We start from the raw sequence: 17,986 nt of genomic DNA, 5'->3' as shown, positions 1-17,986 counted from the left end.
TTAACGACTGTAACTATAACAAAGCCACCCTTTGGTGGCTTTGCGACTTTGGTTTACTATTTAGCTTGCAAATGAAGATTTCTAAAATCAAAACTGAAATCAGTCACCGCTGTTGATACTGCACGCATTGTCGCTTCATTAACACGATTGTTAGTGCTCATATCAAAGCTAATATACGCATCAGCTTCGAGTAACTTTTCATCCCACTTGACGATAAATGTGTTGCCCGTGTAATGCTCAAGCTGCCCTTTTAAACGTTTGGTATGCGTGAAATCAATACGTAGCTTACCGTCCAGCTCTTCAATAATAACATCACCATACCAATCATCATGCAAAGTGCCGGTGTAGCTAATATTTGGTAACTGTGGTTGATAGTCTGCAGGAGCGTCCGGCTTAGCATTAGCATACGCTTTTTGCTTACCTTCAAAATGCTTTTTAGCCAACTCTGCTACCCAATCTTTATCTTCAAGTTCAAGGGCGTCTTCAAGCACTTCATGAGTAATAGCAGAGAGCGCACCGAATGCTTGCTGATTAGATAAAATAACAATCCCGAGGTTTTTCTCAGGCAATAACGTCACCTGCGATACCATTCCTAAAATACCACCACCATGGCCTAATTTTTTAATACCGTGGTAGTCTTCAATGCTCCAACCTAAACCATAACCTCTAAATTGCTGATGATAAGCCTCATAAGCGCTTTTTGACGCCAGAGATGTAATATGTGGATGCCACATTTGCTCTTGTTGTTTTTCACTAAACAACTGCTCGCCATTTGGCATTTTACCATGGGCTAATTGTGTACGTAGCCATTGGCTCATATCATTAACACTGGATGCAATCGCGCCGGCACCACGAAAATCCTCTAAGTAATTAACGAAAAATGGATGTAATTGACCATCCATAGGAATATGACCCGTTGCCCAGTTCTTATTACTTTTTGGAATACGCGAAAAACCAGCGCGAGAGTTATCCATGTGCAAAGGCTGGAGAATATTCTTTTCAATATAATCATTCCAGCTCATACCTGAGACCCGCGCGACCACCTCGCCAGCGGTCACAAACATCAAGTTGTTATAAGCGTATGTGCTGCGAAAGCTACTAGCTGGTTTTAAATATTTAAGGCCTGCGAGAATTTCTTCGATTGATTTATCGGTGTCAGGCCAAATCATTAAATCACCTTGGCCTAGCCCTAAACCACTACGGTGACTTAATAAATCACGGATCGTCATTTCGCGGGTTACATAAGGGTCGTATAAACGAAATTCAGGAAGGTGATCAATTACCTTGTCATCCCAACTGAGCTTTTCTTCATCAACTAATTTTGCCAATGCTGCAACTGTAAATGCTTTAGTATTTGATGCAATACCAAATAAGGTGTCTTTATTCACCTTGCTACCAGTATCTAAGTTACTAACACCAAAGCCTTTAGCAAAAATAACCTTATCGTTTTCAACAATCGCCACGGCCATACCCGGCACATCAAAGCGCGCCATTGAATTTTCAATCACTTGATTAATGTGCTTGGTATCAATATCGGCGTAGCTATTAAATGCACAGCCTGCTAATAAGGTGGCCGCAATCGCTAGTTTAGTTAATTTCATAACAATCCTTGGAGTTATCATTTTAGTTTTTATTTTTGATGTACAGCAAACTCAATGGCTGCACGCGCACTGTCACTATCTTGGCAGGTTGGCCGAGACTTTATGGCATCACTGTACGCATTTGGCACACCAGCTTCAAGCGCACCACGATGAACGTGCTGCATATACCAATCGTAAGGCAGTATCTGCGCATCAGTGGTGTTGGCAATATAACAATGCGCCGCTACTTTTTGCCCATCAAGTAATGTTACTTGAATATCCACGCAGTCATAACGAGGCCCTTCGATGGCGTCTAAAATCGTTTTTTCTGCGTCATTGAGTTGATATACCACGCCATATACTTGCGCGTTCTTATCATTTGATGGGCGTACATTGCCTTTTCCTGAGCCATCAGTACTTACCATATCAAAGGTTAACTCGTAACCGGCTAGTATTGCCGTACCAATACGAGTAGCGTTTGGTAAACGCGCCAACAAACGACTCGACGACATATTTGAACCAAACGAAAAATTATATACAGCCATATTCACCTACTACAGATTTCTGTTAAAACAATACTTACACTACAATTCTTATTGCTAGAGCGATCAAAATCACGCCAATACCACGGTCAAACCAATAGCCACTTTTTTGAAAAAAACCGCGAACACTAGGCTTTGATAGCACCAAGGATAAAAACGAAAACCACGCCCACGTTGCCAATGCCATATACAGCCCATAACCTGCTTGCACAATTAATGGCGTTGATTGACTGATCACTAAAGTAAACAACGACATAAAAAATAACGTGGCTTTTGGGTTTAACGCATTGGTTAAAAAGCCGCGACGAAATGCAATCCAACTGGATTCAACACCTTGAGATTGAATAACAGTTTCTTGCTGCGCTGGCGCCGGTCTAGCACTTCTAAGCGCTTGCACACCAATGTAGGCCAAGTATGCACCCGCTAAATATTTTAATGCCATAAATACATTTGGCGATTGCGTTAATAAAACCGCAACCCCGAGTAAGCAATAACTAACATGTAATAAAATAGCCAGGCCTACCCCAAAGCTGGTCCACAATGCATTACGACGCCCCTGCTGAACACTTTGTTTAAGCACAATGGCAAAATCTGGGCCGGGGCTTGCTACAGCAAAAAAGTGCGCCAGTGCAATCAATAAAAACTCATCTAAATAAGCCACGATTACCCCGCTTTTTTATCATCAAGCGCTAACAGCAACGGATTAGCAGTACTATTAACTAAGGCTTTTATTTCTTTTTGCGCCTTTTTGAATTGGCTGCGTAAGTGCGGCTTTAAATGCTTTTTAGAATCTTTATAGCCTTTAAAGTGGCAAATAAGGGCATGCATAAATAAGGTTTGCGGTTCACTAAGTGCAGCTTGCCTGTTCGCATAGGGGTTGTAACACGAGCCACAGCCCCCTTTAAACTGATACACCGTATTGCTCATCATTACCCCAAAACCTAAAAAACATGCCACGGCATCGGCGGCTTGTGGTAAAAACTCTTTACCGCCTGGTGGTAACACGCCCACATGGTGGATCATAATTGTCGCTAAAGTACCGGCAAAGCTGGCCACTAAATCTTGTGGCTGATTAATTTGATTTGGATTAAATGACACATTAACCGTATGGCTTGGCGGCACAATTAATTGGCTATTATCACCACGTAACTGATTACTAAAAGCAAAATGAGGAAATACTTGCGGCTGCAATTGCTGTGGAGCCACCAACGTAATTGGCCAAGCTTGCAGCCCCGCATAGCCAACCACTCGCTCAAACACTTTACTGGCCATTTCTTCAATGCTTGAAACCGCATCGGGAAAGCATTGGTGGTTTGGCAAAACTAATTGCGAGTTATTAATGAAATAATCGCTGTCAAAATTTTCCACCGCCCACACAAAAGTATCAATCAGCCATTGCTGCTCTTGTTCATCTAATAAAGGTTTGCTTTTAAATAACGCTAACATAGTTTGCTCTTTTGCTTATTCTTGCTCTTGTGCCCATGCCCATGCTTGGGTGTTATACAATGGCACAGTGGATAACGCATGATGATGACTGCCGGTTGACTCTTTAGTTGAATACGACAGATATAACAGAGTTCGCGTTTGCGCATCATAAATTCGACGCACTTTTAATGATTTAAATAAAATACTTTTTGATGATTTAAATACCACCTCACCCGACTTACTACGGTCAATCGCTTGTAATTGGTCGGCAGTAATTGGTCCTGTTTGGCGACACGAAATAGACATATCAGAAGGATCAGCAAAATCTAAGTTCGCTTCGATATGGCTAATATGACAGGTTACGCCTTTTACTAACGGGTCTTGCTGCGAGTTAACTTTAATATCTTTAGTGGTAAATAATCCCAAACTAACTGATGCAACATCATCAGAGCAGCCCGCTAAGGTGATCAATAAACCTGTCAATACGCCTATCATTATAGGTTTCATATATTACTTGCTCCATGTAGGGGTAAACGATTCGTGGCTTACATTTAATATTCAGCTATGTTTCAATACTAACTTAAATTAATCACAACAACGAGCACGACACCATGAAAAAAGTATTTGTTTTACTGTGCTTACTGTTAGTAAGTCAGAGTGCGTTAGCTGGTTACTCACTGAGTCTTTATACTGGTAAAAGCTTTAATCAATCATTAGAAACTAAAAACGGTTTAGCAATAGAGCTCAAAGATAGTAACCATCTTGCTTTTAGTATTGATAGAACAATTGACTCAGCTCGTTATGGTTTTTACTTTTCAAACACCGAAAGTGACTTTCAATCCTCCCCTGATAAAAACGTTGAAATGCAGTATTTTATGTTTCAAAGTGCTGTTGAAGTCCCTTTAAGCAACCACATTAATAGTTATGTCGGCGCACAAATTGGTGCAAATTACATAAGTCCTAACTTCGCCAGCTCTGATACTTTCTTTGCCAGCGGCCTGTATGGCGGTTTAGAATACTTATTTAGCGATCAAGCTCGCATCTTATTTGAAACTCGCTGGCTTGCAACGATCGTCAATAATGCCAGTAACGTTTCATGTGCATTACCAACAGACGAAAACAAGCAATGCTTGTGGCATTTTGATGGTGATGTACTCAATCAGTTTCAAACCAGCTTAGGTTTCACATATCGTTTTTAGGGGAGCAAATAGATAACATGCCACATATCATCATTGAACATTCTGAAGATTTACCGGTATTACCGCAGGTATTGGTTGAAAAAATTCATCAAGCAACGTTTAACAGTGGCTTGTTTGAATTAGCAACGATCAAAACTCGCGCTATAGCCTATACACATTATCAATTGGGCGATGGTAAGGAAGGTTTTATCCATATTGGCGCACACATTATGCAAGGGCGTACAATTAAACAAAAGCAACAACTCAGCGAGCAGTTGTTAGACTGTTTAAAAATATACTGCCGAGAATCAGACAGCTTAAGTGTTAACGTTCACGATATGGAACACGAAATTTACCGAAAGTGTTAAACAGCCTCTAGGGTAAATATTCAGCTTTAATACGCTTAATATCAATTTGTGGTGATTTATACGAGGTATACACTAACCAGCCTATATTTTCGATATAGGTCAAACCTGAGCTGCGGCTAAATGCACGCTCAGGTAAACGCATCAAATCATGCTGACTTTGCGTAGAAAAATCATAATAACTCAAACGGTAATCGTCCCGTTCTACATTGAAGTAATATACTCTTGATAACGCCTGAGTTGCTCCCTCAACATAGTACCAAGATGAATGATTAGACAAATTAATAGATTCAACAAGTAATTGCGCATGGCCACTATCAGGCTGTTTTATCCATAATTGTTTGGCTGCAATATCTGCAAAAATTAACGCTCCATGCTTATCCTCATACGCATACATTGTTGATTGCTCAATCGCTTTACCTAAATTATCGCCTTTGAGATTAAACCGGTATAACTCATTATTATTTGAGGTCAATATACTCTTACTATCCGGCGCCCAGCTTGGTTTGCCATGATAATTAAGGCCTGTATTTATTTGGCTGCTACTTTGTGAATTAAAATCATAAATTCGAAGGCTATTCACTTCATTTTTAGATACGACAAATGCTATATAACGTCCATCAGGTGACCAAACAGGACTATAAATAGTGGCATTTAACTGAGTTAGTTTCTTGCGTTGCGTGCCATCCTTATTGGCAATCCACAACTCTGTCGTGCCTGATTCATTTGACACAAATACCAATTTATTTTTAGTAGCACTGTAATCAGGAAAACGCGTATTAAAATGTGTAGATAAAACAGGAAATGGAGAGCTCGCCACCACATTATTTGTTTCAACTCGCATCAGCGTAGAGTCGATATCCCATTGGTGAAAATACAAACTGCCGTCTTGGCTATATTCTGGATAACTTAATCCGTCAATGTGCGCATCAACTAAGCGCCCAGTTGCTAATTCATAAAAATAACCATGCCGCTTACCTTGATCAACCCCAGAAAAAACCAACAAATCTTTACTCGGGTGCCAATCCACACCACGAATATCAACAAATCCCGAGGTCAATTGCTTAGCATTGCCAGTAGCAATTTCAACTAAAAATAGCTCTTCGTAGCCGGAGGCTAAATTTCGCGATACCACGAGCTGTTTACCATCCGGCGAAAATACCACTGATTCATCGTTAAAATCACAGTTCCCAGAGCAAGGCACTCGTGTTATTGCTAACTCATTTGATTGAAGATCAACAATATTTAGCTGTGTTTGTGCGTGATCATTTTTATCATCACTGATAAATACCAGCTGATTACCTGCGGCGTTAATATCAAGATCGGTGCTTCGGCCTTGACCGCATGTTGCCAACACCCTTGTTACTGCTGTCGTTAAATTTTGTTTAACTATTTCACACTGCCTTTGCTCATCTCGCCGATAATAAAATATATTATTTAAATCATGACTAAATACAGCACGTCCCTCAAGAAATGAGCTCTCAGTTAAGGCTATAGCCGCTTGTTCAGGTGAAAATAAATCTCGAAGATAAAGGTTTGCTTGCTGTCCAGGGCGACGCCAAGAATAAACAATAAAATGGCTGTCGTTTGAAATTGCCGGAAATAACTCCCGACCTGGGCTCGTGGTAATGGTTTCAACATGTTCAGATAAAGATGTGAACTTTAACGGCTCAAGACTCGGAATTTGCCGCTTAAAATAAAAAAACGCAAGACATACCATAACGGTAGCCACCATGACTGCAATTTTAACACTACTAAAAAGTACTTGTTTACTCTTTTTTATTTGCGTTAACTGCGGCTTTACTTCTGATTTTAGCTTTTGAGTATCTAAAAATACTGGTTGCTGTGCCAAGCGATAGCCTGTTTTGCGAACTGTAGCAATATAAGCATGAGCAGGGTCTAGTTCTTTAAAGGTTTTACGCAAATGCCAGATTGCATTGGTCAGCGCTTTTTCACCGACAAATTGATTACCATCCCAGACACCATCGATTAGATCTTCACGAGTAACAAGTTCTGGATAACGCATAACAAGAAAACACAGCAACTCGACAAATTTAGGTTGCAATACACATTCACTCTCACCACATAACAGCTTATTTTCAATTGTATTAACTTCGCACTGCCCTAAGGAAAATGACTGGTTAGTTTTCATAAATAACGTATTTACACCTTATATTTAGAAGTCTAGAAGGTTAACCTTTTATTGGCACAAAAAGCAAAATAACGCGATAGACAGCATAATTACAATTTACCAACCATTCGATTGAATAAACTCAACCATATGATAATAAAGGAATAGATATAAAATAGATGTAAAATAGGGATATAAACGAGATACCTTTCATTGTGTTTTTGTTCACGATTATTTAAAACAACTCACGAATATACCCAAATCACCTCAAGATGCAGAATTCAGCGTTTTACAGGAGCTTAATATCAAGGCGTTACTTTGCAACAATGACAGTCCCTTTTAACAAGAGAGTAAGTGTCTGTGAAACGCCCAAAGGGTTGGTTTAAAAGCGGATTTATACTTCGTTATTGATTTTAACAATAGAGCCAATCAATGCCTTGCCTAAATCGCTTTTAATTCTAACTGAAACTCACATCTGAGCTGGTTTGGGTATAAACCCATTCGCTAATGCATTAGTTGCTGTACTTTGAACTGCCCTTCAAAGATTACTAATACATTAGTTTTATCAAGATTCAATATGTAAGGGAAATCTGTGAGCAGTATATTAACAAAAAAATGCGCATTAGCACTGGCGATCACAGCAAGCTTTTCAGGCCAATTAATTGCAAATGATAAACAAATTGAACATCAATTAACGCCAAATAAAACAACGATAAAAGAAGAGAAACAAGAAGCCCCTGAAAAAATAGTGGTGACTGGCTCTCGCTTAAAGCGTGATAGTTTTTCTGTTGCCACACCACTAGTGACTATGGATCGCGCGGCGATTCAAGACACTGGTTTAGGTAACTTATCTGATGTTCTTGTTGATAACATGCCTGCACTTAGCCAAAGTATAGGCAACAATACAAGTCAATCGAGTATTTCTGGCACTGGCCTTTCAACCGTTCAATTACGTGACTTAGGCGCTAATCGTACCCTTACTCTTATTGATGGTCGCCGTGTAGTGTCAAATAGCTACGGCGGTAACTATGTAAGCTTAAATACCATTCCAAGTGGCATGGTTGAACGTGTTGAAATAATCAGTGGTGGCGCATCTGCAACTTATGGAGCCGATGCAGTCGCTGGGGTCGTCAATATAATTACCCAATCAAAAAAAGAAGGCTTTGATTTTCAGGCTCGTGGTGGCCAAACCAATGAAGGTGGCGGCAAAGAGTTTACTCTTGATTTAAACTACGGCGATTCATTTGCTAATAATAAAGGGTATGTGTTTTTTAGTGCTAACTGGGACCGCGATTTTGGCATTAGTTACTATGATCGCGATCGTGCAAAAATAGAAGCCGCACATAGCTATAATAACACTCTTATGTGCAATCAAATGATGACCGAAAGTGGCTCTAAATGTATGCGTGACATTACTCAAGCTGATTGGGTAAGTAAAAGTGATGGCACCTTAGGCGGCGTTTTTCTAGAAAACAATAACAACGAAACGCAATTTTGGTATGACGGTCAAACACTGCGTGATGACTGGAAAGGCAATGAAGAAATATACGGTATTAACTCAAATCAGTACGTAATGCTGGATGTACCAAGTGATAACCTGTCAACAGCTGTAAAAATCGATTTTGATATCAGCGACGACATCATGAGTTACTTCCAACTGCAATATAGTAAAAGTGGCTCGTTCAACAGTAAGTCACCTGAAGATGAATATGAGGGTGCATTCGTACCGCGTTATGATGCTGTAACAGGCGATCCAATCGCAGATATCGCACCGGGCTACATTCCAATTAATAACCCGTATGTGCCACAACAAATCTTAGACGCAAATCCATACAAAGACCGCATTTATTGGGATCGTCGCTTTGGCGAAGTCGGTAATATCAGTACTGATAATGACCGTACCACTATCCGGACATGGGCAGGCCTACAAGGTACTATGTTTAATCACCAATGGGATTGGGATGTATCAGCCGGATATGGGCAATTTAAACAGCATCAAATCCGTAATAATGAACTGAATGTAATAAATTTAAATCAAGCATTACAAGCGGAGAAACTTGCTGATGGCTCTATTCAATGTATAGATGAAGCAGCCCGTGCAGCAGGCTGTGTACCAATCAACCTATTTGGTGAAGGTTCAATTACTCCAGATATGGCCGACTGGATCCGTAGCAACCCGATTATTGATACAAAGATTCAGCAATATACAGTGATGGGTTACATCACAGGTGATTTATTTGAATTACCAGCAGGGAGTGTTTCTGCGGTATTTGGTGGCGAATATCGTAAAGATAGCCAAAGCTTAGATACCAGTGAGGACATGAAAGTTGGCGGTATTACGTTTAACGTTGTTCCTTCGTTTTATGGTGAAGTTGAAGTCTATGAAGCCTTTGCAGAATTGGCGATTCCACTACTAAAAGATGCCCCTCTTGCAAAAAGCTTATCCGCTGAAACCTCGTTACGCTTAGCTAATTACAGCATGGAAAACGTCAATACTGTAGCCAGCTATAAACTAGGTTTACTATGGCAGCCAGTTGATGGCTACATGGTACGCGCAAATTATGCTCGCGCACAGCGCGCTCCAACGATTACCGAATTGATGTCTCCACCGCGTGGCGATTTCGACTCATATGATGATATTTGTGATGGCTTAACGGCGACCTCAACTAAGCCAGGTCATGATAATTGTCGTTTAGAGCCAACTCTTGCTAAACAGCTAGCTGAGGATCCTAACTTTAAATTCGACAGCGAAGATAACAATTATTCTCCAGGTACAGGTAACCCTAACCTTAAAGAAGAAACGGCCGATACCTATACCTTTGGTGTAACACTATCACCGGAGTTTTTCCGTGGTTTTAATCTCGCCATCGATTACTACGATATTGCCATTATTGATGCGATTGATGAGATCAGTAACGAAAATATTATGAATGAATGTTACGATTCTGAAGCAGCTTGGGGTAGCAATAATGAGTTCTGTAATGATATCACCCGAAATAACGAAGGTAACATTATCAAAATTCTACAGCGTGAATATAATTTAGATGAGCTGACAGCCCGTGGTTATGATGTAGTCGCGACTTATGATTTTGATATTGGTAGTTATGGCGAAGTATCTTTAAAGCTTGACTACAATCACGTTATTGAAAACTCACAAACCTATGAAGGTTTAGATGGCAATAACGTAGTTACTCATTATGCTGGATATGGTCGCAGTAAAGACAAAGCCGCGATGTCAATTGCATGGAGTTTGGATGACTTGCGTATTCGTTGGCGTACCAACTTCTTGGGCTCTTTTAAAGCCGATCAACAAGATGAAAAAGATTACCTAACGGCCGTGTTAGAAAACAATGAAAACTGTGCCGCTGCAAGTGCAGACTGTATTTCCAACCCAGAGCCTCTTGCTTATCAAGACTACGGCTCATATATAAAGCATAGTTTATCAGCTTCTTACACTATGGCCTTAACTTCAAACAGCGACTTACGCGTGTTTGGTGGAATTAATAATATATTTGATAATAAAGGCGCATTCTACCCAAGTGGCAACGGTAATTATTACAGTGGATATGGCGGTGGTACTGGTCGTTATATGTACTTAGGTGCGCAATATAGTTTTTAAATGATAGCGTCTAAAATTTATTGCTAACGAAGTGTTAATGATTCGTTAGTTTTATAACTACTAGGTTGTTGTCAAAGGTACGTATCGCAAGAACGTACCTTTTTTATTTAAACCTAGAACCAGTTTTGCATTTCTATTAATCTTGACTCGGTGCGTGCGTATTCAAATGCCAGCTTTTTACCTTGATATAAATCAGCAATGCCAACCTCGCTACTCAGTATCAATAACTTGCCACGGTCGTAAAATTCATCCACTAAAGCAATAAAGCGTCGCGCTTCATCGTCTAGTGTATGTTCTTGTAAATCTTGTTTTTCACGCTGATAGCTATCTTCAATACCATGCACTATTTGCTTACCTGTTGCCGCAGCGCCCATTACTGGCACATTACAGATATACACACGCTGATAGTACTTTGCTAAATGAATATAATCAGCGGTACTACGCGGGCCTGAGCACAACGCCATAAAATCAAACATAATGGCATTATTGCTGAGCCTTAAACACGCCAGTTTACGCCCGTAAATAGAAATATCAGTTGCTGTTTGTAAGTTATCTGCAAAAGCCAAAAAATCAGCATCCAGTTCAGAGTTAGCCGAGCTGTTAAAATAATGAGTTGCGTGCTTACCAAAACGAAATCGGTGGTCAACAGAGCCTGTGACATTAATAATATGACAATGCGCTTTAATTAACGCTATGGTGGGTAAAAAGCGCGCTCGCTGCAAGCCGTTATAATAAAGCTGCTCAGGTTGACAATTTGACGTAGCAACCAAAATGATGCCTTTGGCAAACAAGGCTTTAAATAGGCCGGCCATGATCATAGCATCGCCAATATCAGAGACAAAAAACTCATCAAAACAAATTAATTTAAGCGTTTCTGACCACTCATTTGCTATTTTATCCAGCGGGTTTTTAACCCCTTGCAACTGTCCTAGACGAGTATGTACTTGAGCAATAAAATGATGGAAGTGTAAACGTGTTTTTTGTTTAATTGCTACAGTCTCAAAAAACACATCCATTAGCATCGATTTACCCCGTCCAACAGGTCCATACAAATAAATGCCTTGCAAAGATACCGATTTTTGCCACCAATGATGCGGTTTATCAATGGCAATTGCGAGATTGTCTAGTGCATTCACCGCTGCTAATTGGGCATCATCAAATTGCAATTTACCGGTGGCTATTTGCTGTTGATAATATGCTAATATTTGTCCACTGTGTACTGTCATGCGTTATCACGATCCGTTATACTCGCCGCCATTGTAGTCGACTAGAAGTGTGAACCCAATGAAATTCCCTTGCCGCCTAGATAAATTTATTAGCCATCTAGCAGAAACGCCACGCACCAAAGCGAGAGCAGGAATAAAGCGTAAAGATGCCAGCGTAAATGGCGAGGTGATCAGCGCTTATGATCATCCAATCACAGCGACAGATAACGTATTATGGCAAGGTAAGCCGCTAGTTTTTCTAGGTAAACGCTATTATATGCTGAATAAACCGGTCGGTTATGTATGCGCCAACAGTGACGAGTTACACCCAACGGTATTTGATTTACTCGATGAACCTAACATGAGTGATTTTCATGTTGCAGGTCGGCTTGATCTCGATACAACTGGGCTTGTGATCATTACCAATGATGGCGATTGGTCACATAAAATCACCTCCCCAAAACATAACAAATTTAAGACTTACCTGATTGAAACACAAGAACCTCTAACGGATGATACGCTGGAAAAACTTCGCCAAGGAGTGCAATTACACAACGAAAAAGAACTAACCAGACCCGCAATTGCAGAGCAACTTGCCACATATCGTATGCGTCTGTCGATCTGCGAAGGTAAATATCATCAGGTTAAACGCATGCTCGCTGCAGTAGGCAATAAGGTCGTTGAATTACATAGAGAAAAAGTAGCAAATATCGAGCTTGATGAGGCTCTTGCTAGCGGAGAATATCGACTCTTAAGCGCAGCAGAAATCACGCTTTAATTTACCCGTAATGGAAACTTGAGTAAAAGTCACGTCTAATTCCCATATTATTGTTAATTAAAGCTAACATCTGGCCGACAAACATGGTAGAAAATCATGGTCATAAAAATAATAAGGGGCGCGATGTGCTGTCAGGTTTAGCATTAAGAACTAAAATAATTTTGTTCGCTGGAGCGATGTTTGTAGCACTCAATGCTATTGCATTACTGGGCTTACAATCTCTTCGCCACGCAAGTGAAAGCGATAATATTGCCCGTATCAATCAACTCATGAAAAGCACGACAAATATTGTCGAGCAATTTGAGTTACTTGCTAAAAATGGGCAACTAACCGAGCAACAGGCGCGTGAATTTGCCACGCAAATGTTGCGTGAAAACAAATACCACGACAGTGAATATGTGTACGTAGTGAATGATAAACTCGACTTTATTGCTACACCTCACGATCCGCAGCTACACAACACCAGTTTTAATGATTTCAAAGATGCCAGCGGTAACAGTATTGGTCGTATGGTTGAACAATTAGTCGGTAATCAAACCAACAAAATTATTACCTATCATTGGGATTCTGTCCGTGATGGTGAAACCGTTGACCTAACCTCTGTGGTGCAAAAAACCCCTTACTTTGGTTGGTATGTTGGTACCGGGATCAGCGAAAAAGAAGTTGATGAGCGTTACTGGAATACCGCTAAGTGGTTACTAGGCTTGTCACTACTTATTGCCCTTGCTTTAACTGCTGCAATTGCTCGCTTTGGTATTTCTTTAAGCAACGCGTTAGGCGGTGAAGTCACTGAGGTAATTGGTATTGTTAAGCAAGTTTCTCGTGGCAACTTAAATTCGCATATTCGTACTGACGCCCAACCTGAAAGCATTATTGCTGCCATGCACTATATGCAACAAGGGCTACGGGGTGTAGTTGGCAGTATTAAAGATGTTACTGATAGTCTAAAAAATCAGAGTTTAGATAACGAATCCCGCTCAACTGAGCTTGATAAACTGACCCGCAGCCTAAACGAAGAAACCCATATGGTCGCATCAGCTATCACTGAGCTAACAGCCTCTGCGCAAACAGTGGTTGAGCATGCCGAGCAAGCCGCCTTTTCAGTACAAGAAGCCGAAAGCCAAGGACAAAATGCCAGTCATTTAACTGCTGAGGCAGCAAATACCATAGCTCTTTTAGAGCAACAAATTGACAGCGCTGGTAATAACATCCAACTCCTTGATGATGAAGTAAATAATATTGCAAATGTGCTTACTGTTATTCAAAGTATTGCCGAGCAAACTAACCTGTTAGCACTCAATGCAGCCATTGAAGCTGCCCGTGCCGGTGAACAAGGAAGAGGCTTTGCGGTCGTTGCGGATGAAGTACGTCAACTAGCGCAGCGCACGCAAACTAGCACAGAAGAAATTCGTACTATGATCGGTAAATTACAATCCGCCACTAAAGATGCAAAAACTTCAGTTAACTTAAGTATTGCCACCAGTGAACAAACCGTAGCGAAATCTAAAGATGCCAGTGAAGAGTTGCAGCGTGTTGCTGCATCTTTGAGTGCCATAGCACAAATGAGCCATCAAATAGCCATTGCAGCTAAAGAGCAGCTCGATGCAGGGGAAGACACAGCAAGACGCATTGTGACCATCTCTGACACCGCCTCACAGACCGCAGACCTATCGCATCAAGCCCATGCCGCAACGGACTTGATAAAAGGGCTGACTAGCGATTTAGAAGCTGAAACCGGCAAGTTTAGATCCTAGTAATTGGTTACCTAAAACTAAAAAGCCCGCGTTAATTACGCGGGCTTTTTAATTGAATTGATTAAGTTAAGATTTAATTTGTACTAAATCAAAATCAGCCATACTTGGTACTATCATTTGTAATCGTGATTCGGTGACATCAAGCGAGTTTAAACATTCACAGTATTCTGAGGCTTTTAACTCTAACTGTTGAGCTTTTTTCTGCAATGACTTATCGATTTCTTTTGAAATAATATCCATGCGCTGTCCCATGTCATTGATACGATCTTCAATATTACCTTCGCGGGACTTAAATGCATCACCTAGAGAAACTAAAATAGCGCCGAGAGAGCCATGCACGGCAGAGTGAATTTTTTGACTGATCTCTTCGGTAAAAAAATCATCAATTTTGGATAGTGATTGTGGGGCAATAAAAAAGAAATCATCGCCGCGTTTAAATTTATCCATTAAAGCGCGCTCAACATATTGCAGTTGCGTTTTTAGCACTTCCGACTCTTTGTCCGACATACCTTCAACAACTTGCTCTATCGCACTTAAGCCAAGATTAACACCGTCAGTTGCCAACTCTACCAACTCAGGCACCGTATCGCGAATACCCGCGCTAAACTGTTTTAACACTAGGGTTTCATCTGACGTTAGATCAATCCAATAGCCACGGATAAAGAGTTGATTATCATTATTTATTTGTACGCGGGTTTGGCCCTTATCAACAATACGAATGACATCATCAGTGATGATCAAACCATGCCTTAGCTCTACTTCGCACACGGCTTTAGCGCTGACATTAAGACTTGATAGTGCTATGGACATCGCCAATATCGAACGAGATAAAAACGCCATAAACACCTCAAAAAGACTAAAAATGGAAGGCGGCTAGGTTAACAAAAAACCAGTTTTATGCAAGAGAAACTAGGCCCTAGCTTCTAGGGCCTTATAGATAACATTTAAATTGGTGATCCTGGTGGGATTGGTAATGCAGTAAAATTTGTAGGCCAATTGCCGGTAGCCAGAAACTGTTTAATTTGATCGGCTAAGTATTGCTTAAACGCACTTTCACCAACATCAGCACTGCTAAGTAAAGACTCTTGCTGATACGCCTTACTCAGTTTTACTAAGTAATAACGCAACTGAGCTTGCACCTCTGGAGCAACTTTATCACTGGCGACTAAATCAGCAAACTGCTTTGCTGTTAATAACTGCACCCGCTGAGTGATTTTGCCTGCCATGCCTTTTTTACTCTGAATCAAAAACACCTGCTGATAAACCTTTGCAAGCAGTTCATCTAAGCTAAAAAATGCATCACTGCGCGCTTGTTGCTGTGCTAAACGATTTAATCGTTGGCTATTTAGCAATAACGCTAAACTATGTTGTGCAGCCACTTCGGGTAGCGCCATTGCATCTAAGGTTAAGCCAGTGCGGCCAACAATGCTTTCTCGGCTTTTAGATTCGCCATAGGCCTTGGGTGGAATTAGCGCTAACACTGATTCTGGTAATACTAAATTGTCAGCATTTAGGGTAGTTAAGATGGCCTTTAAAGCGAGCTGTTGAGTTGCCTTTGCAACAACTTGTGCACCTTTTACCATACCTTGACCACGTACTTCGTAATCATAATCAACACCTGCAATCAGTTTTACAGCAGACTCGACCTGATAACGATGGAATAAATACAGCGGCACCAGCATCTCTTCTAGCTGAGATAGTGAGGTTCCTTCTTTGATATTGTTAATACCAAATTTAGCGAGTGCTTGTTGTCTTACGTCAAGCACTCTTAATAGCTCTTCACTTGGCGAACTGCCGTTATCCCATAAATGTGCTGTTGGATGCGCGCCACCTTGCGCTCGTGCATCACTATCAGAAATAAACTCCAGCCCTTTAGCTTGGTTATCCGCTAAAATTGCACTTAGTTCTGCATCTTCATCAAGGTTACGAAAATCACTGTAACCGTACTTTATAACTTGCGTATCCCACTGCCCCATACCTTGTGCATAACCTCGGCTCACATCGAGTTCACCTTGGTCATTAAAGCCCACTAGTGGGTGCGGATAATCCATCACCGAAGCACGATCAGCCACTGACGCAGAGAAATTATGCGCTATACCAAGTGTGTGACCAATTTCGTGAGCACTGAGCTGGCGAATACGATCAAGTGCCATTGCTTGTAACGTTTTTGCCACTTCATTACCTTCTAAATAAGGCGCTGCAAGTGCTTCAGCTATTAAAATATCTTGGCGCACACGCAGTGAGCCTAATGTAACGTGACCTTTTAAAATCTCACCTGTACGCGGATCGATCACCGAGCTGCCATAAGACCAACCGCGCGTTGCACGATGCACCCACTGGATCACGTTATAACGCACATCCATAGGATCGGCGTTATCTGGTAACACTTTAACAATAAATGCATTTTTATAACCCGCTTGAGAAAACGCATCATCCCACCATTTTGCGCCATCGAGTAACGCTGTTTTTACCGGCTCTGGTACGCCAGGATCTAAATAATAAATAATCGGCTCAACGGGTTCGCTAATAGGTAAGCTTGGGTCTTTTTTCGCTAGACGATGACGCGGAATATAACGTACCAACATTGATTCACTTAATGGCGCGGCATAATCTTTATGTTCAATACTCCAATAACCTGATTGCGGATGAAACGCACGTGGCGTGTAATTATCATCAGGTAACTGTATTAAAGAGTGATGCATATGCACGGTTAATGCGTAAGGGTCAGCACTGACCTGACGAATATACTCACCCGGTTGAGTGCCATTAAATGTCAGTACAGCTTCAAGTTCAGTATTTTTCATAAACGCTTTTGAGCGATCCATATTTACTGCACTGCGACTTTCATCAAGGCTAAAATTGCCTTGTTTACGTGCAGCAAGCGTTCGACCCACACCATGTACATCGCTCAGTAAATAGGGCGTATAATCAATCAAGACAGCTTGCGGGCTTTGTGCAACCACTTTAAAACCCGCTAAAATACTTGATGCAAAGGCTTCTTGAATACTTTTTTGTTCGGCTTTATTGCTGGTATTTGCACGGTAGTAGGTATTAATAGCCCGTAACATCACTTTATTGCCAAAGCGCTCAAACTGTACTAGATGCGTATTGCCTAACTGGCCGCGATCAAGGCCAATATCGTTAGAGCCGACACCATAAGGCAAGCTTTGCTGTAATAAAAATTGCTGCTTGAGTTTATCAACTTTTAAATAAATTTTACCGTTTTGAGTGTCGTAATAAAAAGAGAAGTAGCCCGGAAAATGATTCATTTGTTCAGTAAAATCATTAATAGACTTAATTGCTGCGTGCGCTTGGGTTATCATAGTTAGCAACACAGTAAAGAGTATGTAACGTATCAATGGTATTTTTTGCATAATCTTATCTTTGTTATTCGCGTTTTAAATACGGT

At 40.9% G+C, this 17,986-nt stretch carries 14 protein-coding genes; 5 read left to right on the top strand and 9 right to left on the bottom strand.

Annotated features, from left to right (window positions below; translation table 11 throughout):
* Positions 1-56 precede the first annotated feature (56 nt).
* The 5 genes from H5162_RS09380 to H5162_RS09360 are packed head-to-tail and all read right to left on the bottom strand — an operon-like array spanning position 57 to position 4,054.
* The gene (locus H5162_RS09380) at positions 57-1,601 is read right to left on the bottom strand and encodes a serine hydrolase (RefSeq protein WP_182778349.1); all 1,545 of its coding nucleotides are present in this window, start codon (positions 1,599-1,601) and stop codon (positions 57-59) included.
* Positions 1,602-1,630: 29 nt separating this feature from the next.
* On the bottom strand, positions 1,631-2,125 hold the full coding sequence (locus H5162_RS09375) for a gamma-glutamylcyclotransferase family protein (protein WP_182778347.1): 495 nt from the start codon (positions 2,123-2,125) through the stop codon (positions 1,631-1,633).
* Between the two features lie 34 nt (positions 2,126-2,159).
* Positions 2,160-2,783: a LysE family transporter gene (locus H5162_RS09370; RefSeq protein WP_182778345.1), complete on the bottom strand. Its 624-nt coding sequence runs from the start codon at positions 2,781-2,783 to the stop codon at positions 2,160-2,162.
* A gap of 2 nt (positions 2,784-2,785) precedes the next feature.
* A complete protein-coding gene (locus H5162_RS09365; protein ID WP_145234763.1) occupies positions 2,786-3,568 on the bottom strand; it encodes a hypothetical protein in 783 nt (260 codons plus the stop codon).
* Between the two features lie 15 nt (positions 3,569-3,583).
* Positions 3,584-4,054 carry a CreA family protein gene (locus H5162_RS09360; protein ID WP_182717226.1) on the bottom strand — a complete coding sequence of 157 codons (471 nt, stop codon included), beginning with the start codon at positions 4,052-4,054 and terminating at the stop codon, positions 3,584-3,586.
* 104 nt (positions 4,055-4,158) lie between these two features.
* On the opposite strand from H5162_RS09360, the gene H5162_RS09355 reads away from it, so the two are divergent.
* Both H5162_RS09355 and H5162_RS09350 read left to right on the top strand, forming a co-directional pair.
* On the top strand, positions 4,159-4,746 hold the full coding sequence (locus H5162_RS09355; RefSeq protein WP_182734536.1) for an outer membrane beta-barrel protein: 588 nt from the start codon (positions 4,159-4,161) through the stop codon (positions 4,744-4,746).
* Between the two features lie 17 nt (positions 4,747-4,763).
* Complete coding sequence (locus tag H5162_RS09350; RefSeq protein ID WP_145234757.1) at positions 4,764-5,093, top strand: 5-carboxymethyl-2-hydroxymuconate Delta-isomerase; 330 nt, start codon at positions 4,764-4,766, stop codon at positions 5,091-5,093.
* Positions 5,094-5,100: 7 nt separating this feature from the next.
* Here the strand turns inward: H5162_RS09350 and H5162_RS09345 are convergent, their stop codons facing one another.
* Positions 5,101-7,242, bottom strand: coding sequence for a winged helix-turn-helix domain-containing protein (locus tag H5162_RS09345; protein WP_182778343.1), 2,142 nt, complete (start codon positions 7,240-7,242; stop codon positions 5,101-5,103).
* 571 nt (positions 7,243-7,813) lie between these two features.
* On the opposite strand from H5162_RS09345, the gene H5162_RS09340 reads away from it, so the two are divergent.
* On the top strand, positions 7,814-10,840 hold the full coding sequence (locus H5162_RS09340; RefSeq protein ID WP_182778341.1) for a TonB-dependent receptor domain-containing protein: 3,027 nt from the start codon (positions 7,814-7,816) through the stop codon (positions 10,838-10,840).
* Between the two features lie 113 nt (positions 10,841-10,953).
* Here the strand turns inward: H5162_RS09340 and zapE are convergent, their stop codons facing one another.
* On the bottom strand, positions 10,954-12,066 hold the full coding sequence (gene zapE, locus H5162_RS09335; RefSeq protein ID WP_182734533.1) for a cell division protein ZapE: 1,113 nt from the start codon (positions 12,064-12,066) through the stop codon (positions 10,954-10,956).
* A gap of 58 nt (positions 12,067-12,124) precedes the next feature.
* Between zapE and rsuA the strand changes: the two genes are divergently transcribed.
* Complete coding sequence (gene rsuA, locus H5162_RS09330) at positions 12,125-12,823, top strand: 16S rRNA pseudouridine(516) synthase RsuA (RefSeq protein WP_182778339.1); 699 nt, start codon at positions 12,125-12,127, stop codon at positions 12,821-12,823.
* Between the two features lie 83 nt (positions 12,824-12,906).
* Positions 12,907-14,577, top strand: a complete 1,671-nt coding sequence (locus H5162_RS09325) for a methyl-accepting chemotaxis protein (RefSeq protein WP_182731312.1) — start codon at positions 12,907-12,909, stop codon at positions 14,575-14,577.
* 66 nt (positions 14,578-14,643) lie between these two features.
* On the opposite strand, the gene H5162_RS09320 is transcribed toward H5162_RS09325, so the two are convergent.
* On the bottom strand, positions 14,644-15,417 hold the full coding sequence (locus tag H5162_RS09320; RefSeq protein ID WP_149983146.1) for a YggN family protein: 774 nt from the start codon (positions 15,415-15,417) through the stop codon (positions 14,644-14,646).
* Between the two features lie 104 nt (positions 15,418-15,521).
* Positions 15,522-17,951 carry a zinc-dependent metalloprotease gene (locus H5162_RS09315; RefSeq protein WP_182778337.1) on the bottom strand — a complete coding sequence of 810 codons (2,430 nt, stop codon included), beginning with the start codon at positions 17,949-17,951 and terminating at the stop codon, positions 15,522-15,524.
* Between the last annotated feature and the right edge of the window lie 35 nt (positions 17,952-17,986).

The organism is Pseudoalteromonas sp. SR41-8 (assembly GCF_014163915.1).
Classification (GTDB): Bacteria; Pseudomonadota; Gammaproteobacteria; order Enterobacterales; family Alteromonadaceae; genus Pseudoalteromonas; species Pseudoalteromonas rhizosphaerae.
Note: the sequence above shows the minus strand (reverse complement) of the source record. Positions and strands in the feature narration are given on the sequence as shown.

What these genes read in the sequence shown, in the direction of transcription:
- H5162_RS09360 (WP_182717226.1), bottom strand. Translation starts at nt 4,054, where the DNA reads ATGAAACCTATAATGATAGGCGTATTGACAGGTTTATTGATCACCTTA.
- H5162_RS09350 (WP_145234757.1), top strand. Translation starts at nt 4,764, where the DNA reads ATGCCACATATCATCATTGAACATTCTGAAGATTTACCGGTATTACCG.
- H5162_RS09315 (WP_182778337.1), bottom strand. Translation starts at nt 17,951, where the DNA reads ATGCAAAAAATACCATTGATACGTTACATACTCTTTACTGTGTTGCTA.
- H5162_RS09380 (WP_182778349.1), bottom strand. Translation starts at nt 1,601, where the DNA reads ATGAAATTAACTAAACTAGCGATTGCGGCCACCTTATTAGCAGGCTGT.
- H5162_RS09320 (WP_149983146.1), bottom strand. Translation starts at nt 15,417, where the DNA reads ATGGCGTTTTTATCTCGTTCGATATTGGCGATGTCCATAGCACTATCA.
- H5162_RS09345 (WP_182778343.1), bottom strand. Translation starts at nt 7,242, where the DNA reads ATGAAAACTAACCAGTCATTTTCCTTAGGGCAGTGCGAAGTTAATACA.
- H5162_RS09365 (WP_145234763.1), bottom strand. Translation starts at nt 3,568, where the DNA reads ATGTTAGCGTTATTTAAAAGCAAACCTTTATTAGATGAACAAGAGCAG.
- zapE (WP_182734533.1), bottom strand. Translation starts at nt 12,066, where the DNA reads ATGACAGTACACAGTGGACAAATATTAGCATATTATCAACAGCAAATA.
- rsuA (WP_182778339.1), top strand. Translation starts at nt 12,125, where the DNA reads ATGAAATTCCCTTGCCGCCTAGATAAATTTATTAGCCATCTAGCAGAA.
- H5162_RS09355 (WP_182734536.1), top strand. Translation starts at nt 4,159, where the DNA reads ATGAAAAAAGTATTTGTTTTACTGTGCTTACTGTTAGTAAGTCAGAGT.
- H5162_RS09375 (WP_182778347.1), bottom strand. Translation starts at nt 2,125, where the DNA reads ATGGCTGTATATAATTTTTCGTTTGGTTCAAATATGTCGTCGAGTCGT.
- H5162_RS09325 (WP_182731312.1), top strand. Translation starts at nt 12,907, where the DNA reads ATGGTAGAAAATCATGGTCATAAAAATAATAAGGGGCGCGATGTGCTG.